The sequence below is a fragment of the Streptomyces sp. NBC_01335 genome (assembly GCF_035953295.1).
GTDB lineage: Bacteria > Actinomycetota > Actinomycetes > Streptomycetales > Streptomycetaceae > Streptomyces.
In genome coordinates, this window is sequence record NZ_CP108370.1 from 8,037,820 (window position 1) to 8,063,956 (window position 26,137).

The 26,137-nt window shown below is 71.8% G+C and carries 10 protein-coding genes and 1 pseudogene; 3 read left to right on the forward strand and 8 right to left on the reverse strand.

The window, feature by feature from the left end; genetic code table 11:
- Window positions 1-86: 86 nt before the first annotated feature.
- Window positions 87-269 (reverse strand): DUF6480 family protein, encoded by a 183-nt coding sequence (locus tag OG599_RS33855; RefSeq protein WP_327179793.1) that lies wholly within the window; start codon window positions 267-269, stop codon window positions 87-89.
- A 124-nt stretch (window positions 270-393) separates the two neighbouring features.
- On the reverse strand, window positions 394-1,275 hold the full coding sequence (locus OG599_RS33860) for an SDR family oxidoreductase (RefSeq protein WP_327179794.1): 882 nt from the start codon (window positions 1,273-1,275) through the stop codon (window positions 394-396).
- A 637-nt stretch (window positions 1,276-1,912) separates the two neighbouring features.
- On the opposite strand from OG599_RS33860, the gene OG599_RS33865 reads away from it, so the two are divergent.
- Window positions 1,913-2,287 carry a hypothetical protein gene (locus OG599_RS33865; protein ID WP_327179795.1) on the forward strand — a complete coding sequence of 125 codons (375 nt, stop codon included), beginning with the start codon at window positions 1,913-1,915 and terminating at the stop codon, window positions 2,285-2,287.
- Window positions 2,250-3,008 carry a hypothetical protein gene (locus OG599_RS33870; protein WP_327179796.1) on the forward strand — a complete coding sequence of 253 codons (759 nt, stop codon included), beginning with the start codon at window positions 2,250-2,252 and terminating at the stop codon, window positions 3,006-3,008. Before OG599_RS33865 ends, OG599_RS33870 begins: the two co-directional genes overlap by 38 nt.
- Before the next feature lie 266 nt (window positions 3,009-3,274).
- On the opposite strand, the pseudogene OG599_RS33875 reads toward OG599_RS33870, so the two are convergent.
- A pseudogene (locus OG599_RS33875) lies at window positions 3,275-4,803 on the reverse strand (ISL3 family transposase).
- A gap of 302 nt (window positions 4,804-5,105) precedes the next feature.
- Between OG599_RS33875 and OG599_RS33880 the strand changes: the two are divergent.
- Entirely contained in the window at window positions 5,106-5,768 is a 663-nt protein-coding gene (locus OG599_RS33880; protein ID WP_327179797.1) for a lysophospholipid acyltransferase family protein, read from the forward strand.
- A gap of 57 nt (window positions 5,769-5,825) precedes the next feature.
- On the opposite strand, the gene OG599_RS33885 is transcribed toward OG599_RS33880, so the two are convergent.
- The 5 genes from OG599_RS33885 to OG599_RS33905 all read right to left on the reverse strand — a co-directional run bounded on the left by OG599_RS33885 (window position 5,826) and on the right by OG599_RS33905 (window position 26,117).
- Window positions 5,826-7,094 (reverse strand): ricin-type beta-trefoil lectin domain protein, encoded by a 1,269-nt coding sequence (locus OG599_RS33885; protein WP_327179798.1) that lies wholly within the window; start codon window positions 7,092-7,094, stop codon window positions 5,826-5,828.
- A gap of 97 nt (window positions 7,095-7,191) precedes the next feature.
- Window positions 7,192-22,110, reverse strand: a complete 14,919-nt coding sequence (locus tag OG599_RS33890) for a hypothetical protein (RefSeq protein ID WP_327179799.1) — start codon at window positions 22,108-22,110, stop codon at window positions 7,192-7,194.
- Window positions 22,111-22,117: 7 nt separating this feature from the next.
- Entirely contained in the window at window positions 22,118-22,468 is a 351-nt protein-coding gene (locus OG599_RS33895) for a hypothetical protein (RefSeq protein WP_327179800.1), read from the reverse strand.
- Window positions 22,469-22,471: 3 nt separating this feature from the next.
- Window positions 22,472-22,921 (reverse strand): YbaB/EbfC family nucleoid-associated protein, encoded by a 450-nt coding sequence (locus tag OG599_RS33900; RefSeq protein ID WP_327179801.1) that lies wholly within the window; start codon window positions 22,919-22,921, stop codon window positions 22,472-22,474.
- 58 nt (window positions 22,922-22,979) lie between these two features.
- On the reverse strand, window positions 22,980-26,117 hold the full coding sequence (locus tag OG599_RS33905) for an AAWKG family protein (protein WP_327179802.1): 3,138 nt from the start codon (window positions 26,115-26,117) through the stop codon (window positions 22,980-22,982).
- Window positions 26,118-26,137 lie beyond the last annotated feature (20 nt).

The following is a 26,137-nucleotide window of genomic DNA, read 5'->3' on the forward strand; positions in this document are numbered from 1 at the left end:
GTTACGCGGCCCGCGCGTGCCAGGGTCGGCCGCGCAGGGAGTACGGGCAGCGGTCGGGTGCGGTGCGCTGCGGGGGGAGCGGAGCCTCAGCCGAAGCCGAAGACGCGTGCGAGGAAGAAGGCGGCGAAGAACGCCGCGCCCACCAGGACGACGGCAGCCCAGACGGCCGGGTGTTCCCACATGCCTCCGTCCGCCCGCTCCTGGTGCGCCTCACCGATGCAGCCTTCGGCCGGCGGTGTCTCTCCCGGGGGATTCAGTGCGGTAGTCATGCATCAACGGTCTCTCCACCCGGGCCCCGGCGCACGCCGTGGCACTGCCGGTCGCCGGGGCGGGCCGCGCGGTGCGGGGTGGCTCGCGGGACCGGCGGCCGGGCTGCGGGGCTCCCGCCCCCGGTCACTCCCGCCCGTCGGCCGCGCGGGCGGCCCGCCCGCCCGCGCCCAGCAGTCCGGTGGCCTCGAACCTGGCCCGCTCCTCCAGGCGCGGCAGCTGCCGCCGGGACACCCAGGTGACCAGCGACGGCAGCAAAGGGCGTACGGGCTGCGCCAGCCGCAGCCACGGCGGCGCGTACACCGAGGGTGAGCGGCGCTCGACACCGCGCACCAGCCACCCGGCGACCTGCTCCACCGGGTGGACCCGGCGGGCCGGGGGAGGCATGTGCCCGCGCAGCTCGCGCAGCACGTCGTACCGGTCGGCATCGCGGATCATGTCGGTACTCACCCAGCTCAGATAGGCGATGCCGACGCCCACCCGGCGGTGGGCGAGCTCGGCCCGCAGGGACTGCGCGAAAGACTCGACGCCCGCCTTGGAGGCGCAGTAGGCGCTCATCATCGGGGCCGCGCCGAACGAGGCGGTCGAGGCGATCTGGAGGAAGTAGCCGTGCGTCGCGAGCAGCCCCGGCAGGAACGCGCGTGCGGTGACGGCGCTGCCGACGAGGTTGACCTCGACGACCCGGCGCCAGCTCACGGGGTCCGACGTACCGAAGGGGCCGCCCTCGGCCACTCCGGCGTTCGCCACCACGATCGACGCGGGGCCGAGGCGCGCGGAGATCTCGTACGCCACGCGTTCCATGGCCGCGTCGTCCGTGACGTCCACCTCGAAGCAGTGCGCCTCCGTCTCCAGGGCCCCCGCCACTCTCTCCAGCGTCTCCCCTTCGCGTCCGAGCAGGGCGAGCCGCACGCCCCGGCGCGCGAGTTCCCTCGCCACCCCGGCACCCACCCCGCGCGCCGCTCCGGTGACGACCGCGAGCCGCCCTTCCAGCGGATTCCTGTCGAGCATGGTGCCCTCCTCGGCTGTACGGGCGAGGACCGGGCGTGCCCGGTCCGGCGGCGGTCCGCCGCCCGTTCCACCCAAACACGCCGGCCCGGATCGGGCTCGCGCTGAGGGCCGGCCGCCCAGGGGGCCGACCGGGGGCGTACGCCGCCGGGTGACCGCACCACGTACACGGGGGCGGGTGACCCGCCGCGCAAGGGAAACCGGGCCCGGTGGACCGTGGGGCGGCGCCGGCAGCCGTACTTTGAACGTTTGTGAAGCGCACGCAAATCTGTGGCTCGTCCGCTCCTCCGTCACGCAGGGCCAGTTGTGGATCACGGCGACATTCAGAAAGCGCTTGTCGTCTCGGTGACCGTTGAGCGGTGACTCCATTTCCGCCTGGTCAAAGGGCAGTTCGACGCGGCCTCGGCGCTCTGGTCGGCAACTCGGCGACCCGCATAGGTTCCCGCTCGGTCGTACATCCTTACGAGTCGAGGAACCCTTTGACCACCAAACCCACCGGCAGACACGTCCTGCCGGTCATCGGAGCAGTCCTGCCGGCCGCCGTGGCGATCCCGTCGGCGTCCGGCGCCGCGTCCACCACCTCCAGCTCCGTCCCGAGCACCCTTGCCGCCGGTCCCGGAAGATCTCCATCGTTACCCTGGTGACGGGCGACAAGGTCACCGTGACCACGAAGGGAAGCCTTCCCGCGGCGATATCGGTCGTGGGGCCGGACGGCGGGGAAGCCGAAGCGAGCATCACCAGCGTCGGCGACGACACCTTCGTCCATCCCGCAGCCGTACGTCCCTACCTGGCCTCCGGGCTGATCAACCAACGGCTCTTCAACGTCACCCGGTTGATCTCGGACGGCTACGACGACGCGCACATGGCGCACGTGCCGCTCGCTGGTTCTCTTGGGGTAGACGGTCTCGGGAGTCGAGAAAGAGCGATGGCGGTGCAGGTCAGCGGCGGGCGCCCCTGCCACCACCTGAGTGCGACACGTGTTGCGCACCGCGACGGCCTGCCGCAGCTATCCTGAGTCGCTGCCAGCAAGCGGTGACGAACATCTGTCGTGGGGGATGGCTGTGGCAATCGAGATGATCCCGGACCGTCCTGGGCGGGAAGTTGCCTTCGAACCGCTTCTTGATGAGCTGTTGGAGATCTTCAGCCCGTCCTGGGTTCTTCCGGACCGGATGACGGGAGAGCACCAGCATCATCGCTGCGAGGTCAAACGTTGGGAGATCGGTCGGGCCGTTGAAGAAGACCCTGACCTCACCAGCCAGCACTCTGACATCCTGATGAACGCGGCCGTGCATGACCAGTGCCGAAGCGGCATCAACCAGCTCATCAAGCCTCTGGTCAAGGACCTCGGGCACCGCTGGGCGCAGGAGCAGATCATCCATTACGTCCGTGCTGGCTCGGACGCGCAGAAGGTCGGGGCAACGATGGCCTGGTATTTCTCCAGGCCACCTCTCCGATACGCATCAATGGACGACGTGAAGAACCAGGTACCCACTCCGGAGAGCAAGGCAGCTCTGGACGCGCTGTCCGATCTGCGCGCCGACTACCGAGACGCGGTCTTGGTTGCCTTCCTAGCCTGCGAGGACCCCGGAACTCGCCAGGACCTGTCCTTGTGGATCTCTCTGGACTCGTCCGCCTATCCGGGCGTCCTTCAGGCCGATCACGAGCGGGCCAAGAGTCTTATCCTGGCTGATCCGGAGCACTACCGGTTGATGCTCCAACGTTCCGGCCAGGGCTGAGGCCCGATCAACGCCGTCGCGGCTGGTCTGATGGGGGTGACTGGGGGTAATGCGGTCATCGGTTGAGCTGGGCCATCAGCTCACGGTTGGCCGCGCGTGCGGCAGCGAGGTCCTCACCCCGTTCCGCGAGCTCCGCGCTGAGGTCGAGGACCTGCTGCTCCAACTCGCCGATCCGGCGCGTGAGCGTTTCGATGTCAGCGGGGGCGCCAAGCCCGGGTCTGTCAAACGAGCGGCTCTGTTTCGTAGTCGGTGGTGACGTTGGGTGCCTATGTGCTCAGCAGGATGCGGTGGCGGAAGAGGTCGAATCCTGCTCGTCCGTGCATCTGGCGCATGATCCTCTTTGTTCGGGTGCTGACGCCTTCGGTGCGGCCGTTGCTCCAGGGGAGAGTGAGCCCGGCGTTCACGGCGGCGCGGTCGAGTTCGAGCCCGTTGCAGAAGCTGTGCAGGGAGGGCAGGTTGACGCTGCGGACAGTGGTGATCCACTCGGTGAGCTTGTCGTTGTTGGTCTTGGCCGGGGTCAGGAGCCTGGCGAACTCGCCGATGAGCCGCGCGAGTACGGTCATCTCCGGGCAGACCGCGGTGAGGGATCCGAGCACGTCGGTGTCCTTGGTCCGTAGGCGTTCGGGGCGGGTGAGCAGAAGCCGGGCGAGGACGGGTGGTTGTCACGGGACGGTCGCCTTCGGCGCGACCCTGGTTGAGGTAGCGGACCAGCAGGTTGGCACTGCCGGTGAAGCCGAGTTCCCTGATCTCGTGCAGGAGGTGGGTGACGGGGACAGCCGGACCGGCGCCGGCGCAGGTGGTCACGGTAGGGGTCGACCAGGGTGGGCCGGTAGCGGGGGGCGATGCGGTCGGCGGACGGTTCGGGGCTGCGGGCGTAGCGTTTGACGGTGTTCAGGGCGAGGCCCAGTCTGCGGGCACATTCGAGCAGGCCGACGCCCTGTCCGAGGAGGGTGTGGACTTTGTGCCAGCGTTCGCGGGTGGTTTGCTCATGGGCGCCGCCGGGACGGGGTGGGTTGGCGGTGGCCCAGCAGGGGGCATGAGCGCGGACCTCGGCCAGGACCTTGTCGCACAGGTTTTTCCACAGGTGCCAGCGGTCGCTGACCTGCACCGCCTCCGGCAGAGCCCGGCGGATTGCCTCGGCGTAGGTGGCTGAGCCGTCCCGGCACACGACCTCGACCTCGTCCTTCCCTCGCAGCCATGCGGCCAAAGTGGCGGCTTCGCGGTCGGGCAGGACATCGACGCGTTTCCCGGTCTCGGCGTCGATGATGATCGTGGCGTAGCGGTGGCGGCGGCGCAGGGCGAAGTCGTCGACCCCGATCACCCGTGGGACGCGCACCGCCGGCCGGGGGATGCGCCGCAGCAGGCGCAGGGCGGTGGCGTAGGAGAGGGGCGTGGCCAGGTACCGGGTGAGACGGGAGGCCGCCCGGCCGCATAACTCCTTGGCCACCTCCGAGACCTGGCTGGTCAGGCGCGTGGTGCGGCGCTGAAGGCGCTCGATCAGCCCAGGGACTTGCTCGCGGAAGGTCTGTCGCCGGCAGCCCAGGACCGGGCAGACCAGGCGCCGCACCCGGACGCGTACTACGACCCGGCGGCCATCGACCGGCACATCTGCCAACGTCCGAACGTGATACCCGTGCACCTTCTCCGTCGGCACCCCGCATACCGGGCAGGGCATCGGAACATCACGGGTTCGGGCGACGACCCGGATCACCTGGCCGCCATCCGCCACATCCTCGATGACCAGAGCAGAGAGCCCTGAAAACACCATTTCTACAAGGGAGTTGATATCTCGCATACAACGTTAACGACGGCCATCACGTACCGTCACCACCGACTACGAAACAGAGCCGAACGTTTTACAGTCCCGCGGGCATCGCCTGACCCCTTCCCGTCGCTCGCATGCCGTGACACATCGCGGAGGCCGGGCCGGAGCGATCCGGCTCAGCCTCCGCGCTGCCCGGCGAGGAAGTGACGGGCCGGACCGCGTGGTCGCACAGGCACCTCGTACTCCGGCGGCATGAGTACGGCGACTCACGCCGCGGGCGCCCGGCTGCCGCACGATGGAAGCCGCCGCACCGACCGACCGCAGGAGTATCCGTGCTCAGCCGCATCGCCGCCGCCATCGTGCCCTCCCTCGGACACCTGACGACCACGTCCGACGAGGAGGCGGCTCCCGCTCCCGGATCGATCGTCGTCGCCAACCACACCTCGCTCATCGACCCCGGGATCGTGCTGGCCGCCCTGCTCCGCCACGGAGTGGAACCGGTCGTCCTCGCCACCGCAGGCCTCTGGCGCATCCCGGTGCTCCGCCCACTGCTGGTCAGGGGCGGGCACGTGCCGGTCCACCGGGGGAGCGTCCGGGCGGCCGAGTCCCTGAACGAGGCGGCCACGGCCCTGCGGTCCGGCCGGACCGTCCTCATCTACGCGGAGGGCGGGCTGCCGCCGCGGAAGGACTCGGCCGAGGCGGCGCCCGAGCGGTTCCGCAGCGGGCTCGCCCGTCTCGCGCTGGCCGCCGACGCTCCCGTCGTACCGCTCGGCCAGGCGGGCGCCCGCCGTGTGGTCTCCGGTGGCGCCGTGAAGCAGATCGCCGGACTCCTCACGGCACCGGCCCGCCGGCCGCGCCTGCACGTCCACTTCGGCAGTCCCGTTCGGCTCCCCGACGACATTCCGGCCGCGACGGCCGCGGCGCACCGGGCCGTCACGGCCGCATGGCGCACCGCCGCCGCCCAGCTGGGGGAGACGGCCGGGACCACCGTGTGATCCGTCGCCCCGCACCCACCGGGCCCTCACCGGCCTGCGCGGACGGCTGCACGCGGGTCAGCGGCGGCTCCACTTCTGGTTGTCGTCGCCGTTGCACTCCCACAGCTGAAGGCGCGTGCCGTTGCCGGTGAGGGCATCCTTCACGTCGACGCACTTGTCGGCCTGCGGGTTCACCAGGTCGCTGGCGGCGTTGAGGCGGAACTGCTGGGCCGGGTTGCCGCTGCACCAGGCCAGCTGGATCACCGCGCCGTTCTCCCGGGAGCCCCAGGCGACGTCCATGCACAGGCCCATGGACCGGATGGTGCCGTCGGGCCGGAGGTCCCACTTCTGCCAGGCGGCACCCGTGCAACTCTGGATCTCCAGGGGGGCACCGTCCGTACCCTTGTTGCCGACGACGTCGATGCAACGTCCCGACGCATGACTGGATATGAGGATTCCCGGCACGACCACCGCGGCGGCCTTCGGCTTGCTGCTGGGCTTCGGAGTCGTACCGCTCGTACCGCTCTTGGGGGCAGGTGCCTTCGTCGGGGCGGAGGTCTTCCGCGGAGCGGTGCCACTGCCGCCCGTCGCCGAACCCGACCCGCCGGACGACCCCGACGCCGGGCCGACCCGCGCCGGGGCGCCCGCTTCGGCGGCCGGTTCACCCTGCGGATCCCGCGGCTGCGCGGCGCTGGGGGAGACCGCGGACTCCGGTGTGGGCGAGGCGGACGCGAAGGCGCCGGGCACGGTCGCGTCCTGCGCCTCGCCGAGCACGGTTCCGGACGCGTCGCCCGTGGCGGCGGTGTTGCGGACGTTCACGTGGTCGTCGCCACCGTTCACGAGGAACGGTACGGCGATCAGCAACGCCCCCGCGAGGGCGGCTCCGGCCAGGATGCCCTTCGAGGGGCGCGCGGGGTCCCGGGCCACCGCGGCGGCCGGGTCCGCCGCCCGTTCGCCGTCGGCCGCCGCGACGAGTGCGGTCGTCCCCTCGCCCTCTTCCAGCGCCGCCCCCTTGACGGCTGCCCCGCTCGCGTGCGGGCCGTCGGGTTCCTGGGCCGCCTCTGCCGCGACGGCGGCGCCCGGCCCGGCAGAGGTCCCCGAGTCCGCGTCAGGCCGCGCGGCGGCGGAGGCTTCGGGCTCCGCGGCGTCTTCCCCGCCGCCGCCGGCGAGCGGCTGCGCGGTGTGGTCGGGCTCAGCCGTGGGGTCCGGGCGTTCTCCCCGCGCCGCCGGAGCGGGGAGAACGCCCGCGGCGGTGGCCGCAGCCGCTTCGCCTTCCGGCAGGGGTACGGGCTCCTCCTGTACGGCGGCGGTCGGGGACTGGTCCTGCGAGGCGTTCTTCGGGGTCATGGCTTCGTCCTGGGGAGAAATCGACAAGGGGTCCGTGGGGGCGTGACGTGACGTGCGGCGTGACGGAGTACCGGCGCTCCTGCCGGCGCGTTCCGGCTCATTCCTCCTGCACAGGGTCGGGGAGCTGGACCGTATAGGTGGCGCCGTCGAAACGGATGCGGAGAGGATCACCGCTCCGGGGCCCGAAGGCCCGGCGTTCGGAGCCCGGGCCGACGATCTCGATGCCGAGGGCGAGACCCTCGGCGACCAGAGCAGCGAGCGTGTCGGCGTACGCCCGTGAGGATGCGCGGTTCAGCAGCACATCGATCCTCTGGGCATCGTTCAGGGCGGCCTCCTCCACGGTGAGACGACCGCCCATGAGGACGGCCTGGGCCCGCACGCCGGACGTCAGAGCGACGCCCACGGCGTCGAGTTCGTCGAGCGAGACGAGGTCGTCCCCCTCGGGCAGGGACGTTCCGTAGGCGGTGCTGATCACCTGGAGCTGGTCGCGGGCCCAGGCCGCGAGCGCCCCCTGCACGTCCTCCGCCACCAGCCAGCCGAACCCCAGGGACTCGGCGACCCCGTCCGCCCAGATCATCGCCGGTGCCGCCGCACGCAGCCCTTCCCACAGCGCCAGTGAGAAGTCCCGGTCGTCGGTGGAGGGCTCCGGCCATCCGTCCACCGGGGTGGCCGGCCCGGTCGGTGAACCGCCGTTCCACGGCGGCACGACGGGAGGCGTCGGCGGGGCCGGAGGCTCCCACGCGCCGGGGGCTGCGAACACGGCGGAGGGCGGGACCGATCCGCTCGTGCCGGGATCACGTCCCGCGTCCACGTTCAGCGTGACCCGGCGCCGGCGGGCGGCAAGGACCCGGCGCGCGGCCCCGGGTTCTGTTCCGGGATCGCCGGCGGGCAGGTCGAGACCGGCCGCCTCGCGCTGCAACTCCACCAGTGCCCGGGAACGTTCGTCGGACGGCGGCTCCGAGAGCAGCCGTCCCAGGCTCTCGTTCAGCACCCGTTCGAACTCCGCAGCGGTCACGGCCACCCGTTCGCCGGCCGTCTCCCGGGCCCGCCGGGCCCGGTCGAAGCCCGGAATCCTGGTGCCGTTCCCGTATCCCGTGAGGGTCACGACCGGGGGCCGCAGACCGTACTCCTCGTTCCACAGGCTCAGCCGGGCCACCTCGCGGGTCGCCCCTGCGACGCGGTAACTCGCCGTACCGTCCAGGTCCTTGTCGCCCTCGGTGAACTCCAGGTCGCGCGGGGCCGGCGTCTCCTGGCCGAGGACGACCAGCGTCAGCGGGTCGAAGACCGCCGAGGTCGCGTCCGGGTCGTCGGGCAGCAGGGACGCGTTGTACTCGTGGAAGGTCTCACCGGGCCTGCGCGAGTACATCTTCATGTGCCACCACCGCCGGGCATCCATCGTGGGCGGCAGCTGGATGATGTGCAGGCCTGCGGACTTCTCCGCCATGTCCACCGTCCGGCGGGCCATGGCCAGTTCCTCCGAGGGGTCGCTGCCCGGTGGCTGCGCGGCCTCCAACCTGCTCACCTCCGCACGTCCGTCCCGTACCCGGATCAGGGCGTCGATGTAGCGGCGCATCCCTTCGAGGCGGCGAGGCGGGTCCTGATCGGCGGGTGAAGCGGCGATCCGCTGCTCCACCTGGCCCAGCAGATCCTCCAACTGGGGCCCATGGGCGCGCAGCCCCTCTTCGATGGCCGAGTAGATGGAGGTCTGGATGTGGCGGCGACGGGCGAAGTTCTCCAGGGTCACCTGGGAGCTGCCGTCCTCGCTCTCCAGTACGACGGAGGCGAAGTGGTACCCGAACGGCATGGAGTACCGGGTGTCGCCCGGTTTCGCGTGGTTCACGTCCAGCCCGAATCCGCCGCTCGCGTCCGGCGAGCCGATGGACTGGACGACGTACCCCTCCCCGACGGCCGCCCAGGCGAACTGGTTCACGCCGATGCGCCGTGCCACGTCCGTGACCGCCCGCAGACGGTCCGGATCGGGGCCGTCGAGCCGCAGCGCCCCGCCGTAGGCCTCGCCCGGCAGGAACCAAGGAGGCCGTCCACCCTTCGTACGGGGGTCCCGGCCCATCTGCCGGGCGGCCCACTCGGGACCGGCGCCGGCCGCCTCCGCCGGATCCGTGGCGGCCGTCGCCATCGCCTCGGCGAGCAGATGCGTGCCGGTCAGCTCCATCTCGTCCTCGGCGTTCATCCGCACCGGAGCCGTGACCCCGGTCGTGGGATCGCGGAACACCGTGTACGAGTGCGCGCCGCCGAGGACGCTCGCCGAGAAGTCGCGGCAGATCTCCACGGGCAGTCGTCCGCCCTCGAACACCGGACGCACCCGCAGCAGGGTGACGGGGCCCTCCCCGGTCCGCACCGTGAGGGACGCGCCGTCGGTCGCCAGCGAGACGCCACTGCCCGCGGCCCGCAGACGGGTCACCGCCCGGGTGATGACGGCCTGGGTCGCGTACGCCTCCTGTGCGTGCCCACCCACCCCGATGATGGCCAGCGTACGGTCGTTGGAGACCCTGAGGTCAGGATCGGCGATGACGTGCTCCTCCTCCCGGGGCAACGCCATCATCGGGTCGTCCGGACTTCCGTCGCCGGCCAGGGGCTGGAGCACCGGACCGGACGGCGGGTACAGCGTACGGAAGAGCGGATCGTCGCCGGGGGCGGCGGTGTTCACCTGGTAGTCCGCGGCCGTCACGACGTGCGGCCGGGCACGCCACGCGGCGTACCGGTCGCGGCGGCCGGCCACCGCCCCGCCACCGGCCAGCGTGCCGGGGCCGGTGCTCGGGCCGGCCACGGCATTGCCGCGGAGCAGCGAATCCATCGAGAACCGCAGGTCGTCGGGCACCGTCCCCGCCGCGTCCCCGCTCCGCGCGGATCCGCCGTCAGCTTCGTCAGCGCCGTCCGCATCGTCCGCGTCGAACAGGGAGTCCGCGTCGAACACGAGATCCGAGGGCAGGTCCTCCTGGCTGTCGAACGGTGCCCGGGACACGGGCCAGTCGGTGGTCCCGGGCCGGGGGCCTTCGCCGTCCGGGGCAGCCGCGGGGGCGGCGGGCGGAGCGTCCCACGGGTGGTCACGGACCACCGGACCGGACGCCGCCACCTGCTCGATGACCGCTAGATACCGGTGCGGAAGCTCTCCGACGGGTCCGGTGGTCGCCATGACTCCCGAGGTGTGCACGGCGTGCGCGTGGTCGTCGATCCGGAAGAGGAACCCCTCGTCGCGCTGTTCGTCGGGGAGCCCCAGGTAGTGGAGCACCTCGTGCAGGAGAACCGAGTCCGGGTGCCCCAGGTCCCAGGTGCGCTGATCCGCGTCGCCCGGCTCCGGACCGTCGGTGAGCGTGATGTGCTCGTCGTGGCCCGGTGCCTCGGTCAGTTCGATCCCCACGTGGAGCTGATCGCCGGAACCAGGCAGCGCGTAGCCGGTGTTGACGTACCGGTCCAGGATGCCCCCCATCCGGTCGCGGAACTCGGCGAGCCGCCCGGCGCCGATACCGGGCGCGGGCGCGATGGGCAGGGAGACCGTGAAATCCCGTACCCACTGGCCGTTCTCGGCCTGGACACGCCGCACGGACGCCCTGACGAGCGTCATCGCACCGCCCAGCGTGCCCGGCCGCGGTGGTGCCGACAGCGGATCCGCGGCAGGGTCGAAGCGTTCGGTGTGGAGCCGCCCCGCCGGCGCGCCCTCACGGCGGTGGGCCCAGGTGTCACGGGCGACGGGCGAGGGGACCCTGCGGGCGGGCGGACCGTCGTGGTCACGGCCCTCGGCTCCGTCCGCACCCGGGAGGTCCGAAGTGGCCCTGGGGCGAGGCGCCTTGGACGTCGGGTGCTGCGAGGGCGTGGCCCCGGAGACGGCGGGTGGCGGGCCCGCGTCGCTCGCGCTGTAGTGGTTGCGACCGTTGTAGAACAGTTCCACCCGGCGAGCGGCACCCTCCGGCCCCGCGGTCGGGAAGGCGGTCGGCTCCCCGCCCCCTTCCGGGATCCGCGCGATCCACGTTTCCACACCGACCGCGTGCGCGAGCAGCGGCAGCAGCAACTCACCCTGCGGGCCGTCCCAGCGCTGCCTCCAGTTCCGCACCGTTTCGCGGGCGGCGGAGAACTCCTCGCGCGAGAACGGCGCCTCGCTCAGCGGATAGGAAGCGCTCAGCAGCCGACGCAGCTCGGCGTCGTCCAGCTCGTCCGGGGCGGGCAGCAGGCCCCGCGCCGCGAGGTGGTCCAGCATCTGCTGGTCCGTCACGGTGTCGCCCCCGGGAGGCGGCGGTGCGCTCGCGTCATCGGCGGGGCTGTCCAGGGACGTCCGGAATCGGGCGTGGAGATCCTCGGTCTCGAAGGTGGTGGGGTGGGTGACGGTGTCCACCCCGAGCTCTCCCAGCAGTTCCAGCAGCCGGGGACGCCGCATCGACCGCAGACCCTCGGTGAACTCGGCCGTGCGGGTCCTGCGCAGTTGGCCGATGATCCGGACAGGCAGCCTGCCTTCCGCGTTCGCCGTGTCGAGATACCGCTCCACGTGGTCGCGCAGCGCGGCGACGACCAGATGCGCGTGCGGATGGGCCGGCAGGGCGGTTGTTCGCGGGGTGTAGGACTCCGCGATCCGCCGGAGGTCCTTGCGCACGCGTGCCGGATCGCCCAGCCACTGGGCGGCCCGCCCGGACAGCGCGGGAAGGCTGTCGCGCACGAGTTGCGGATCGCTTCCCACGAACGCGTACAGGAGGCACTCGCCGTTGCCCAGCGTCGTGACCGGCCGGCCGCGGGGGCGCCTGGACACAACGCTCCCACCGGTGTCCTCCCCGGTCGCCGCGTCGTCGCCCGGGGTGGTGTCCGCGTCCTTGGTGGCTCTGCCCTTCCCCTTCGTGTCCTGCGCCTTCCCGCCCTTCGTCCGTCCGCCTTCCGCCCCCTCGCTCCCGGCTCCGGCGTGCGTACTCCCGTCCGCCGAGGGCGCCTTCGGCTTCCTGGCGGGCTTCGACGTCGCCTCGCTCACGACCGGAACAGCGCTCAAGGCCGGAGCAGCGCTCAAGGCCGGCGCGTCGCCGACCGTCCGGGGTGCGGGAGGAGGGGCGTCACGGCCCGGGCGACGGGCCGGAGTCGAGGCCAGGGAGCTGAGCGGGGTGGGGATCGTTCCCACTCCGGCACGGTTCCGTTCCTCGTCCAGCGCGGTGGCAAGCGCGGGCAGCCTGCCGACCGCCGCCGTGCGGACATCGGCCAGGCGGCTCTGCTCCCGCAGCGTCGCCGCCACCTGCCGGTCGAGCGAGTCCCGGCCGGCCAACGCCTCGTCGCGGAGCGCGGCGGCCTTCGCCACCTCGCCCTCCGCCTCCCGAAGACCCTTCTCGCGGTCCTCCGCCTCGCTCCGGGCCTCCGCGGCCCGGGGCCGGGCGGCCGTGAGCCGGTCCCGCGCCCGGGTGAGCTCCGTCCGGGCGGTGTCGAGAGCGGCGGTCTGCTCGGCGAGCGTCCTCCGGTCCCCCGTGAGTCCGTCGCGAACCTCCCGGAGCCGCGCACGGGCCTGAGCGATGCGCAGACGCGCCCTCTCCGCTCTCCCCTCCAGCGAGGCGGTCCTCTCCGGTGAGCCGCTGCTTTCCCCGGGTGCGTCCGGGGTGGGGGAGGAGGCCGCTTCCGGCGAGGCCGCCCCGGTGGTCCCGCCCGACGTCCCCACCCCGGCCGCGACCACCTCACCGGTGCCTTCGCTCTCCCTGGAGGCCTGCAACGCCCCTTCGATCCTGCCCAGTTCGGCTTCCACGGTGATGACCTCGGTGGTCAGTGCCACTTCCGTGCGCTCGTCGGACGCGATCCGTTCCCGCAGCTCCGGTACGGAACCGCTCAGACGCGACTGGGCCTGCGTCCAGTGGGTCCGGTCGCGTTCGGCGTCCGACACCTCCTTCGCGCGCGTCTCGGCCTCCTCCCGCGCGGTCCGGAGGTTCTCCCGGTCGGTGCCGGCGGTGAGCTCCCGGGCGGCCAGGGCGTCCGCCGCGTCGGCCAGCAGCCGGTGGGCTTCCGCCTGCCTCGGCCGCAGCTCCAGTTCGTGCAGCCGAGCCTCCCGCTGGTCACGGGAGGCCTCCGACAGTGAGACCGCCTGATCGCCGAAGGCCTGCCAGGCCCGCCCCACGGCCGGGTCCACGCCGGGGCCGGTCGTGAGCGCCCCGTCCGCGCCGAAACCCCAGTGCCGCAGCGCGTCGCCGGTCCGGATCATCAGCTCGACCGGCTTCCCCGCGAGTGCGGCGGTACGCGACGCGACGAACAGGGCGCGTCCCAGCCTGCCCCCGTCCGGATCCGGACCCAGCGCGAGCCACAGCTGCGCGGAGTCGTCCGCCTCGATTCCCCTCCGCAGCACGGCCGGCAGTTCCGTGACCGGGTGCCGGGACCAGTCGCGCAGATCGGCCGAGTCCTGATCGGCGAGCATCGCGGGCAGGTCGTAGACGTGCGGCCGGGGTCGCGGCGCGGTGATGCCGTGACCGAGGACGTCGCGTTCCTGGACGCGCAGGGTCGTCGTTCCCGTGACATGGCGTGTGCCGTCCGGGCCGTGCACGGTGATGTGGGTGTCGGCGAGCACGGCATACGTACGGGTGCCCCTGCCGTCGGTGGGAAGGGAGGTGCTCCCGATCTTCAGCCACTCGCGGCGCCCGCCGCCGACGGCCGACGCGCTGCCCTGCCCCTGGGGCTGCTGGACGAGGACGGGAACGGTGGTGCCCACCAGATCACGGTTCGGATCGTCCGCGCTGTACGTCCCCTGGAACGACACCCCGCCGGTGGTGCCGCTGCTCAGGGAGGAGCCGGCGGTGACGGCGTCCACCCGCAGACGGTCGAGCGTCACGTCCCCGCCGTCGCTGGTCGGACGGGGATTGTGCAGCGAGACGGAGAGCACCGGTACTCCCGACGGCCCGGTACGGGTGGGCCACGCGCCCGGCATCGACTCGGTGAGGCCCCCCGTGGTGCGCGGCCAGTCCAGCGCCATCTCGCCGGCCTGGACCAGTTCGCCGATCCGTACGGCGGTCGCCTCTCCCGACGTCGACACCGTCTGCGCGCGGAAGGACGCGGCCTGGTCCGGGGCCACGGCGTCGATCGCGCCGACGAGCTGCTCCCAGGCGTCGAATCCGAACACCGGGGCCGGGCCGGTGGGGACGAGCCGGTTCTCCGGGAGGAACGGCCCGGTACCCGCCGGGTCGTTCGCCGACAGGGCGGGCTGCGGCGGAGCCTGCGTGACCCGGTCGTCGGCCGTCGTCTCGCTGCCGGTGAACCGCAGTGTCAGCCGCGCCGGGACCCGCACCGAACTCTCGGGCCGGCCGGTCAGGGTCCTGGTGATCCACGTGCCGAGGTCCGCGTCCTCGTCGCCGAACGAGATCAGCCCGTTCTCCAGCACTCCGCCGAAGTAGTTGAGGGGCCAGTCGACGACGGGAGCGGAGCGGACCGTGGCGGTGTAGTCGTATCCGACCTCGAAGTCCGCCGCACTGTCCGTCCTCAGCCAGAAGCGGTTCTCGGCGGATTCGGTGGCCTTCGCCGTCTGCGTGCGGGTGCTGCTCGCCGTCAGCGAAGGCCCGGCGCGGTCCGTCCTGGTGTCCGACTCGGGGCGGGGGTACTGCGTCGTCGGGTTGAGCGTCACCGCGTGCTGCCTCGTCGAAGCCGTGCTGTGGCTGGTCGCGGCGGCCGTGTGCGCGTGGTACTGCTCCAGGCCCGTGCCCGCACCGGCCGGGGTGCCCCGCACCGTCGCCCGCTGCTCCGGGGTCGGGCGGGGACGAGCGGTGAGGGTGACCTCCACCAGTCGCGCACCGCCCAGGGCGACATGGCGGAAGTGGAACCGCTGGGTCCCGGCGGGGCCCCGCCCGGGCAGCGCGCGCAGGGCGCTCGGCGAGGTGTAGTCGGCGATCCGTGCCCGGACTCCCGGCAGGTAGGAGGAGTGGCCCGGCCTGGTGGATCCAGGGGCCTCCCTCTCGATCAGGGCGGTCAGTTCCTCCCGCAGCCGGTCACGCCGCTCCGGCCCGTCCAAGGGGTCGGACGGCGCGGCGTCCGTACCGTCGCCCGGCTCGGAGGAATCGGATGCCCCGGCAGGCCCGACCGGCTGCCGGCCGGGCCCGCTTCCGGGCGGTGCCGCGTTCGCCGTGCCGTCGAGCTGGGTGACCGAGAGGACCCCGGCCAGGCCCAGTTCGCCGGTGCGCGTGTAGTGCTCCGGCAACCGCAGGCTCGCCACCGGCGGTGCGGGCTGCTCCGGTGCATCGTCCAGTCCACCGAACCACCTTGCGTCGCGGCGGAGTTGATGATCCGTCATGAGGAACTGCACCGCCCGGGGGACGTCCACCGCCAACGTGACGTCCGTACCGCTGCCCACACCGAAGGTGTTGCCGACCGCGTTACGGGTGCCTCGGCGAACGGTCACCAGATACGTCGCGTCGGCGCCGATCCGGTGCTGCTGCCCGCTCTCGGTCGCCGTACGGTTCACGGCGGTCGCCGACCCGAGGGAGTCCGCGGTGTCCGACTTCGAGGTCCAGCCGTACGCGCCGGACGGGCCGAACCGGTCGGGCCGGTCCGGCTTCTCCTGAGTCGCGGAGGCTTCCGGCGACGGCTTCCCCTGCGAGGCGGTGGAGTCGGACGACGGTTCCGGCGAGGCGGTGGGCTTGGGGCCCTGGGATGCGGTGCCGGTGAACCCCAGCCGGTGGCTCGTGGAGACGGTCTGCGCCTGGGTCGCCGTGTCGTTGGAGCTGAGGCCCGTCTCCAGGTACTGCCTCGCGCCGTGCATCAGCGTCGGGTGGTGGAGGTATCCGCGGATCTCGACCGAGTACTCCTGGTCGGCGCCGAGACCCGGCAGGGTGATGCCCTCGATCACGTACCCGCTCTTGAAGATCTGGTGGGCCCGCGCGGTGAGGGTACCCGGCGCCGTCGCCGCGAGCAGCACCTCGTGCGCGACCGTGGTGGGGTCGGTGGGACTCTGCCCGGCCAGCGACTCCGACACCAGGCGGGTCACGGAGGCCACCACGCCCGGCGCGTGGGGCGCGGCGGGCGGGGGGTTGTGGAGCGGCAGCACACCACCGTCGTCCGGTGCGGCCGGCGGCCCGGCCGTGACCTGACGGAAGGCGTCCCTCAGGGCACCGGACCCGCGCACCACATCCACCAGAGCGTCGTCCGGGAGACGCACCACCGACGGCAAGGGGGTGCCGTCGGGCCCGGACATGGCGAGCAGGTCCGCGTCGTTGTCGGCACCGGGGGCGGTGCGCGGCGGGCGGATGACGGCGGCCGGTGCCGGGGGAGTCCGCCGGGGTTCCTCGCCCTCGGGGACGGCCAGCGTGCGGTGGTGCGGCACGGACAGGGTGACGTGACCGGCCACCGAGGTCGGCGGGGGACCGGCATGGTCCGCTCCCGCGGTCAGCTCGGCGAACCGCACGCGAGGAACGTCGCCCGATTCGCCGTACAGGTCCAGGGAGAACCGGGCGGGGATCTCGAAACGCTCGCTCGACTGCCCGGAACTGATGAACAACTGGTCGTGGCCCACGCCCGCGCCCACCGTCGCCGCGTGGCCCGCCTGCCACGCGTAGAGGTAGTCGCCCGCCCCGCCCAGGGTCCAGCCGTTCGATCCGGCGGGGAAATTGACCCCCGCGCCGAAACCGGCCGAGAGACCGTATCCGGTGGCCTGCTGCTCGGTGCCGGGGACGCCCAGCGTCGCCAGTCCGATGCCCTGGATGTGGGGCAGCGTCCGGACGTGCCGTGACACCGCCTCCGGACGCGTGTCGCGTACGGCCGACAGCCGCAGCTGGACCCGGCGGGTCCCGGTCGGGGTGGGCCGGTCCAGCCACAGGGAGTGGCCGCCCTCGACCATGGCGTCGGTGGCGGCGCGCTGCCCGATCTCCGAGCGGGCCTGCTCGAAGCGTCGGAGATTCGACAACTGGGCCTGTACCAGCGCCTCGTCCGGCAGGACCCTGTTCCGTCCGTGCGTCGCCGCCGGGAGATAGCCCTCGGTGCGCAGCCACTGCTCGGCCTGCTGGAACAGCGTCTCCGTGCCGGTCACCTCCAGCGGGGTCGCGGTGATGCCGATGCCCTGCAGGTTCTCCAGCTCGGACGGCAGCGCGCGCCGCGCCGCGGCATCCGGCACGGTGCCCTGCGCGTCCTCGGCGGTGAGGACGCGCAGCTGCATCCCCCCGGCCCAGGGGGCGAACGTGTGGGGCACCTCGCCGCCACCGGGCCGCACCAGCGTCAGGGTGTGGGTGACGGTGGTGGGCGTGAGCAGATGGCTCCGGTTGCTCCGCACGGCGTGCATGATCGCGGCGGTGCCGCCGCTGGACAGCGATTCGCTCGTCTGCCAGGTCGCCCCACCCTTGCCCACGACACTGCCGCCCAGGGCCGTGGCCGCCGCGGCATGACCTCGGGACGTGTCCTGGGTGAGCGACGGACCGACGCTGACGTTCAGCGCGACACCGCTGGTGAACTTCGCCTGACCGTCCACCTTCACCGTCTGGACGACATGGCTCTCCAGATTGATCTTGGTGTCCACGCTTCTGCGGGTGGGGGTGCCGGGAACGGCCGTCGTGGTCAGCTTGAACATGCCGATGGCCCGGCCGGAGGAGTCGAGGAGAACGGGCGAGTACAGACCGCCGCGCCGCTGCATGGGAAGCGTGCCGCGCAGGGTGGGCTCGGAGAGGAAGGTCTCCAGATCCTGGACCGAGGTGGGCGACAGTCCCGCGAGCTCCGTACGGAAGACCTCACGTGCCTCCTCCAGCAGCCGTTGCGGCTCCGCGACCGCGTCCACGCCCCACACCGGAAGATCGTCCAGACGCGCCGGAGCGGGCAGCGGGTCGCCCGAGGTGTCGTCGACCGCCAGGTGTTCCGGGAACCAGACCGTGACCGGGCCGTGCCGCTCCGGCGGACCCCACGTGTCGCCCGGAGCCAGACGCGGGGTGTCGATCCGGACCTCCCAGCCGGAGGCGAACTCGTACGCCTGCGAGAGCTCGTTGCTGCGTTGCGCCGTCGTCGACTGCACGGCGTGCGTCACGGTCGTCGAGGACGAGTACTGGTTGTGGGTCAGGGAGAGGGACGGGGACACGTTGACGGCCCGCGCGGCGCCCGCCGCCAGGATCGGGAACGACCCCGACCAAGGAACCGGAACCGTGCGGTACGTGCCCGATGTCGCGGTGTCGGCGGTCTCCTGGCCACCCTGCCCACGACGCTCCACCCGGACGTCGGGGTCGGCCGGATCCAGCCGCCCGCTGCGCCCGGATCTCGCCGGATCGCTCAGACCCAGCCGTACGTCCACCGCACGGCCGCGCCCCGCGACGTCGATAGTGACGCGGTGTCCGGCGGTGGAGAGCAGATAGGGAAGGTTGATCGCCATCTGCTCGGCGCTCAGTACGTCCTGGAGCCGTGTCAGCACCGGGTGGTCGTCGGCGGGTGCGACCACGCCGAGCGACCGCAGGATCTGGCGGTGCACCCCGTCCACGACCGCGGCGGCCAGCGGCTCCACCTGGACCAGGCCGACGACGCCGTCCTGACGCGACCCGTAGGCGCGCACATAGACGGAGGGAGGCGGGGGCGGGGGAACGGACTTCTCGGGCTCCACGAGATCCTTGCTCTCGGGGATCTCGGGGATCTCGGGGATCTCGGGGATCTCGGGGAACTTGGGGAACTCGGGTGACTCCGGACTCTCCGGGGTCTTCGGTGCCGTGAGGCTGTCCGACGGGTCGCCCGGGGTCTTCGTGAACTCCAGCTTTTCCGTGAACTCCAAAGTCCCCGGCACCGCGGTCTCCGGTAGCGCGCCTTCCGGTGGCACCGCGGCCGAGACGGTTTCCTCGGCCTTCGGGACGTCCGGTCCGGGCTGTCCGTCCGAGACGGGTGACGCCACCGACGCGGTCGTGGAGGTCACGGCGGTCGTGAGCGACGCCGGAAGGGGAGAGCTCGTGGTCGTCGGCTGCCCGTGGGCAAGGGCTGAGGTTGTCTCGTCGAGGGGCCCGCCGACCGGACGCGGGGCACGCGGGTCGGCTCCGAGGGTGAGATCCGGAGCGCGTCGCTCGCGGGCGGCACGGGGCGGGAAGCGCGTGGGAAGGGGACCCTTGCCGGTCGTGGTGGCGCCGGGCGGGGGCACCTCGCCGACGAGGGCGCCCAGGAGGGCGAGGTGGCGGGGACGCAGTCCGGCCTGGACGTAACTCCCCGCACCGGAACCGAGGTCCTCGGGTCCCGCCATCCCCGCGGATTCCAGGGCCTCGGTGACGGGCCGGTCGTACCGCCCCATCAGACTGCCCGGCACGTCGGGGCGGTGCGGCGCCGAGGCGTCCCGGGACTCGTCGCGCAGTCCGAGCTGGTGCCCGATCTCGTGGGCGAGGTCGTTCTCCGTCGCGTCGAGCAGCCAGGTGTGCTGCGACATCGCCAGGTCCGGGACCGGATTCCTGACGGACACTTCCAGGTGGGCGCCGTCCGGGGAGTCGGCGGGCACCACGCTGACGTGCAGCTTGTCGCCGTTGGGCAGCAGGTGGCCCGGGGCGTTGAAGACCCGTTCCACCCCCTCGGCCATGCGCTGCCACATGTCCTGCCGGGCTTGTGACGGGAGGCCCTCGGCGCCGGTCAGGGCGATCTCCACGGTGAGGTCCGTGACCGGTACGCCCTCGTGGACGAAGCGGCGCACGTCGAAGCCCGAGTGGACGACGTACTGGGTGGTACCCGAACCGTCGCGGGACGGTGGCGCGGAAACCGGGTCGACCCAGGTGTGCTGCCGCCCCACCGGGGGCACCGCGGCCCTGGCCTCGGTCCATCCGGGGGCCGACGGACCTGCGACGGGGGAGACCCCGAGGGGAACAGCGGCCGGGGCGGCTGCCACGTCCACATCCACGTGCACGTCCGGGGTGGCTGCCGCTGCCAGGTCCCGGTCCATGTCCACGTCCATGTCCGGGGCAGGGGCCGTGTCTGCGGACAGGGATGCGGGGGGTGCCGGAGTGGCCGGCACCCCGCCCGTCTGTCGGCCGGCTGCGGCGGACGACGGCTGGTCGAAGCCCGGATCGAGCTCGGTCCCCGGGCCGGCTCCGGTAACGGCCTCGAAGGCGGCGTCCTGGACCGGAGAGTCCTCCGTGGTTCCCGGCACCGGCCGGGTGGAGCCGGTGGACGGGCGAGGCGAGCCGGGATCTGTGGTGGGCGAGGCGGAGGGCGCGGGTCGGTCGGCGGCGTCCGGCCGGTCGTCCGTCGCCCCCGTACCGGAGCCGCTCGCTGCGACACCGGTATCTACCCCGGCCTCGGTCTCCGTGCCCGGGACCCGCGTGTCCGAAGCTTCCGCGTTCGACTCGTCCGGGGCTGAGGCTTCCGCGTTCGAGTCGTCCGTGTCCGGAGCTCCCGTGTTCGAGGCCTTCGGGTCCGAGGCGCCGGTGGGGAGCGGTGCACCGCTCGGCGTGCTGCCCTTGGCGCCACCGCCGGACGTGGAAGGTGCGCCGCCCCCCGCCGCGGGTAGTTGCGCGCCGTGCGCCGGGGCGGGTGCGGGCGTGCCGCCGACTCCCGTACTCGTGCCCGACGGAACGATGGCGTTCTCGCCGGTGTCGCTCCCGGTCCCGGTGTCGCTCCCCGGGAGCGTGCGCGTGTCCACGTCGTCCCGCGTGAGCACGGAGGACCCGTCGCTCGTCCGCGCACGCTCGGGTGTCCGCACACCTCCGTCCGGGCCGCCGTCCGATCGGGTATCGCCGATCGCCGAAGTGCCCGGGAGCCCGGTCGTGTTCGGGCGAACCGCGCCGGTGTCACTGTTCCCTCCGACGCCTCCGACGCCTCCGACGCCTCCGACGCCTCCGACGCCTCCGACGCCTCCGACGCCTCCGACGCCTCCGACGCCTCCGACGCCTCCGACGCCTCCGACGCCTCCGACGCCTCCGACGCCTCCGACGCCTCCGACGCCTCCGACGCCTCCGACGCCTCCGACGCCTCCGACGCCTCCGACGGTCTCCGGCCGGCCTCCGGAGTCCGGGCGCGTGTCCGTTCGGGGGGCGCGGCCGCCATTGCTGATGGTGTCGCGGTCACCGTCGCCGGTGGTGTCGCGGTCACCGTCGCCGCCGCTGACCGTGTCGACCTCGATGTTCTTGAACCCCAGCCCCTCACCCAGCGAGTTGCCGAACTTCTCCGTACCGTCCTCGATCCCCTTCTCCACCACCGAACTGATGCCTGAACCGAGGAAGGTGTCCCAACTGGTGGTCCACTTGCCGTCGAAGAGCCCGCCGACGAAGATCTCCGCGACCGCCTCCGACGCACCGGAGACGAGGAAGTTGTCGCCGACGTTCGCGGCTCCGTCGAGGATGTTCTTCGTCTTCGTCTTCGGCGGGTTGGCGACCTTCGTGGTGATGTCCGAAAGGTTCTTGTCGAAGGGATTGCCGCCCGGGTTGTCGAAGACGTTCCTGAACGCCTTCCCGAAGTTGTTCGTCACCGACGAGAACAGGCCGTGGAAGGCCCCGGCCAGTGCGCCGAACGCGCCGTCCTTGAAGATCTGCCCCCAGTCGAACCCGTCGGGGCGTCGGCCCGCCGGGGCGAGAGTCATCATCGCCAGCCGCACCGCGAACGTCTGGAAGGCCTCCTGGAACGCCTCGGACAGGCTCGGCAGCAGGTGGGTGCGCTTGAGCAGAGTGTCCAGCGCGGTCAGGATCGCGACCCGGCTGCGCGCCTTCGCGACAGCGACCTGGCTCGACGCGGAACCACCCGTGAAGATCGACAGGGCGAGGATGATCGCCAGTTCTATGAGGAGCCGCACCAGCTCCGCGATGATCTGCCACTTCGACTCCATGATGTCCATGGAGCTCTTGATCCTGCCCTGGGCGATCGTGTCCAGCTGCCCGGCGAACTCCTTGAGATGGTTCGTACCGCCCTGGTCCACGAACAGGTGCATCGCGCGGACGTAGTTGTCACCGACCTGTGGCGGCAGGGCCCGCCCCACCCCTGCCACGGACTGCTCGATCAGGTCGGACAGGTCCACGACCCGCTTGCCCAGGCGGTGGTACGGCTCGTGGCTCGCGTAGGCCTTGTCCTCGTCCGCTTGGAGCATCCGCTCGCCGATGAGCACGAAGAGCAGGTTGTTCAGCTGGGGCGAGACCTGGATGGACATCGGGAGATCAGTGCTTTCCGCCGTGGGAGCCGCTGCCGGAGGACCTGTGGATCGAGTCGAGAACGCCCGACTGCGTGGAGAGGATGTTGCCCAGGTTCGCCAGGGTGCCGTCCGCCACTCCGACGATCGCGTCGGAGAGCGCCACGCCCGTCTCCACCGCGGCCTTGCGCTCCTTCTGCTCCTGCGGCAGTACCTCCTTCGCGTAACTGTCGTCCGTGCCGGGCCAGTCCCGCGTGAGGTTCACCGAGGAGACGAAGTCGTGCACGATCTCCCGTGCCAAGGCGCTGATCTGGTCGATCTGTCGCGAACCCGCCTGGAGCCTTCCAGGCTCGGCGAAGTAGGCGTTTCCTTCGGGCATCGCTCAGTCCTCCGTGTCGTCGCTGATCTCGTCCCGGAGCCGGCGGGCCGAGGGCCGTCCCTCCTCGGCACGCGGTCCCTCCAGCACCCCCGGCCCGAAAATCTTGTTCCAGTCGACGTCCACTCCCGTCAGTTCCGGCACTCCGGAACTGGCCGCGGTGAACGGCTCGAACGTCCGCATCACGCGGCGGGCCATCTGCGCCCTCGCTTCCTGGACCGTCTCCAGCACACTCACCGCGAGCTGCGAGGCCGCCATCGTGCGGTACTTCCCGTCGAGGAACTTCAGCGCCTGCAGATCGCCCTGCGCGGTGACCGTCACCTCCACGGACCGGTCCTGCGAGCGTACGGTGCAGCTGGCCCCGCTCAGTTCCGACTCGGCCCGCGCCACCGCGGCCTCGGTCGCCGCCAGTTCGGCCACCGCCTGCGCGAGCCGCTGCTCGATCGACTCCTTCACCGCTGGACCTCCGTTCCGGCCACGCCACGAACCGCCTTCCCGATCGCGTTCGTACGCATCATCGTCCGATCACCGCGGGCGAGCCCCCTTCGTCGGTGCCCCAGACGTCTTCGTCCTCGGCGACCCAGCTGTTGCGCGCCCGGTCTCCGCTCTCGGTGGACTGACCGGCCTGAGCGCCGCCGCCCCCGCCACCGCCGGGGTAGAAGGGGCTGGAACTCGTCGCCGTACCGCCCCGGGTGACACGGATCTCCTCGTCCTCGTCCGCGACGGCCCCGCGCGCCCGGGACCCCGACGCGCGCCTGCTGACGGCGCCCCCGGTCTCGGACAGCACATTGCGCACGCGTTCGGAGGAGCCACCGCCACCTCCGCCGCCCATCCCGCCCATGCCTCCGCCGCCCATGCCTCCGCCCATGCCGGACGGGTTCAACGGGACGCCGCTGGGCGACCCCGACGATCCGGAGGCCCCCTCGGCGGTGGCCGCGAGTGCTCCCGATGAGCCCCCGGGAGCGCCCAGCGCGCCTCCGGTGTACGGAGTGCTGTCGTAGTCCTCGTAAGCCGCGGTGTCGTCCAGGAAGGAACCGCTGCCGCCCGAGGAAAGGCCCCCCGAGGAAAGGCCCCCTGAGGAAAGCCCCCCCGAGGAGAGACCGTCATGGTTCAGCGAGGTGAGCGAGTCGAAGGAGGAGCCCGCGGTCCCCGGCCCCGACGAGCCGTTCAGCGAGCTCGAACCCGTGGTCGGGATGTCGGGGAAGTCCAGATCCAGGCCGCCGCCCAGTGACGAACCGTTGAGATCCGTCGTCGTGCTGGTCCCGTTCGGCGAGGTGGTGGTGAGAGCACCGGTGTCGGGATCGAGGACCTCCTTGGTCCCGTCCGGATACGTCGTGGTGAGGGTGCCGTCGGGGTTGAGGGTGGTGACGCTGCCGTCGGGGTTGGTGAAGCCGACGCCGCTGTTCAGGTGGCTGGTGGTGACGGTGCCGTCGGGCGCGGTGGTGGTGACCGTCCCGGTGGCAGGGTCGATCTTCTGGACCGTCCCGTCCGGGTAGGTCGTCGCCAGTGAGCCGTCGGGGTTCAGCTGGGCGGTGTTGCCGTCGGCCGTGGTGAACGCACCCGTGTGCGGATGGAGCGTGCTCTGGGTGACGGTCCCGTCGGGCGCGGTGGTGGAGACGGCCCCGGTGTCCGGATCGAGAGTCTGGACGGTGCCGTCCGGCCGCGTCGTGGTGAGGGTGCCGTCGGGGTTGAGGGTGGTGACGCTGCCGTCGGGGTTGGTGAAGCCGACACCGGTGTTCAGGTCGCTGGTGGTGACGGTGCCGTCGGGCGCGGTGGTCGTGACCGTTCCGGCGGCGGGGTCGACCTTCTGGACCGTTCCGTCCGGGTAGGTCGTCGTCAGCGAACCGTCCGCGTTCAGCTGGGTGGTGCTGCCGTCCGGGTTGGTCAGGGCGTCGAGGCCGAGGCCGCCGTTGAGATCCGAGGTCTTCCCGTCGTTCTTCGACGGCGAACCCGGCCCCGCCAGGTTCAACCCCCCGGTCAGACCCGCCAGGTTCGGGTCGGTGAGGCCGTTGAGATCGGTCGTGGTGTCGGTTCCGAGTCCCCCGGTGCCGGGATCGCCGCCCAGTCCGCCGAGGCCGTCGCCCAGACCGCTGACGGCTTCGTTCAGCCCGTCGTTGATTCCGTCGAGCCCGCTGTTGAGGTTGTCGACGGACTCGCCCAGCCCGTCGTTGATGTCGTTCAGGCCCTTGTCGAGCCCGTCGCCCAACCCGTCCCCGAGACCGTTCAGGCTGTCGTTGAGCCCGCTGGTGACGTCGTTCAGGTTCTCGTTGAGCCCGTCGTTGATGTCGTTCAGATTCTTGTTGAGATTGTCGTTGAGGTTGTCGAAGTTGTCGCCCAGCCCGTTCCCGAGATTGTTGAGCGTGTCGTTCAGGGTGTTGCTGTTGTTCTCGGCCTCCTCCCGCGCGAGGTCGGCCTCGTCCTTCTGGTACTCCTCGGACAGCGTCGAGGTGTCCTTCGTCTTCAGCGGCTCGTCGAAGGCGTCCTGCACGTCGATCCAGGCGTTGTTCACATTGGTCAGCGCTGTTGTCGCCACCGGTATGAGCTGCGCCTCGATGTAGTCGTTCCACCGCTTGACGGCGGCCTCGCCGATCTTCTTCCAGTTCGCCGTGTCGTTGAGATCGCCGTAGACCGGATGGTTCTGCTTGAACGCGGCCGTCGACGAGTACGTGACGGTCGTCGAGTAGTAGCCCCCGGAGGTGTGCTGCTGGATGTGCGGGATGTTGTTCTCCAGCACCCACGCGGAGACCTGGTCGAGGATTTCCAGCACCGACCGGTGCGGGTCGTGCTCCCGCGTGTTCGCCCAGGTCGTCCACGCGTTGCGCAGGTTGGTGGCCTCGTCGATCAGCGTCTTCTGCGCCGAGATCAGCGCGTCGCTCAGCCGGGACTTCGGCACGTAGCCCGTGGGGCTGGTGTGGGTGCCGGTGTACGTGGCTCCGCCCATCTGCTCGACGTAGCTGTCGTAGTTCTTGTGCAACTGGTGCACCAGGTGCCAGAAAAGACCCGCGGCCTTGCCCCGCCACGCGGACTGTTCGCTGCCCAGGGAGGTCTCCCACTGCGCGAGGGCCGTCGCGTGCTCGTTGAAGAATCCCAGCGCGCGGTCGAAGGCACGGCCCGTCCGCTCGAACGAATCGAGGTCGACGGCCTCGTTGTTGAGCACCGCCAGTCCGCTGTACGAGAAGCCCCGGCTCGAACGGGTGTCGAGCAGTTCGTCCAGGGCCCCCTTCGACCCGCTGACGTACTGGCCCAGCGGGCCGAAGTCCCACTCGTCGCCGTAGTGGCCGGTGAACTCACCGCCGGCCATGGTCTCTCCCTGCTCCAGCAGCCGGGCCTGGCCGTTCGCGTCCGTCGGCACGCCGATGAAGACGATGCGGGCCCGCCGCATCGACACCCCGCCGTGGCTGCCGTCCCCGCCCGCGTTGTAGAAGGTGAGGTCGTAGTCCTCGCCCGAGTGCGTCATCCAGCCGCTGAGGGCGGAGAAGTCGTTCGCGGTGACCGCGCGCATACCGGTGTCCTGGATGTCCATCCGGAACAGCGGGATGCCCTCCTTGCTGCTCAGCTTCTCGAAGAGCCCTTTTCGGCTGGGAACGCCGTACCCGGTGAAGAGGGTGACGGCCTTGCCCCAGTAGTCATCGGTGTCGTAGTTGGCCGGCATGGCGAGAACTCCGCGGAAGG

Coding starts and splice junctions, on each gene's coding strand:
- OG599_RS33885 (WP_327179798.1), bottom strand. CDS start 7,094: ATGACCCCGAAGAACGCCTCGCAGGACCAGTCCCCGACCGCCGCCGTA.
- OG599_RS33890 (WP_327179799.1), bottom strand. CDS start 22,110: ATGTCCATCCAGGTCTCGCCCCAGCTGAACAACCTGCTCTTCGTGCTC.
- OG599_RS33855 (WP_327179793.1), bottom strand. CDS start 269: ATGACTACCGCACTGAATCCCCCGGGAGAGACACCGCCGGCCGAAGGC.
- OG599_RS33905 (WP_327179802.1), bottom strand. CDS start 26,117: ATGCCGGCCAACTACGACACCGATGACTACTGGGGCAAGGCCGTCACC.
- OG599_RS33895 (WP_327179800.1), bottom strand. CDS start 22,468: ATGCCCGAAGGAAACGCCTACTTCGCCGAGCCTGGAAGGCTCCAGGCG.
- OG599_RS33860 (WP_327179794.1), bottom strand. CDS start 1,275: ATGCTCGACAGGAATCCGCTGGAAGGGCGGCTCGCGGTCGTCACCGGA.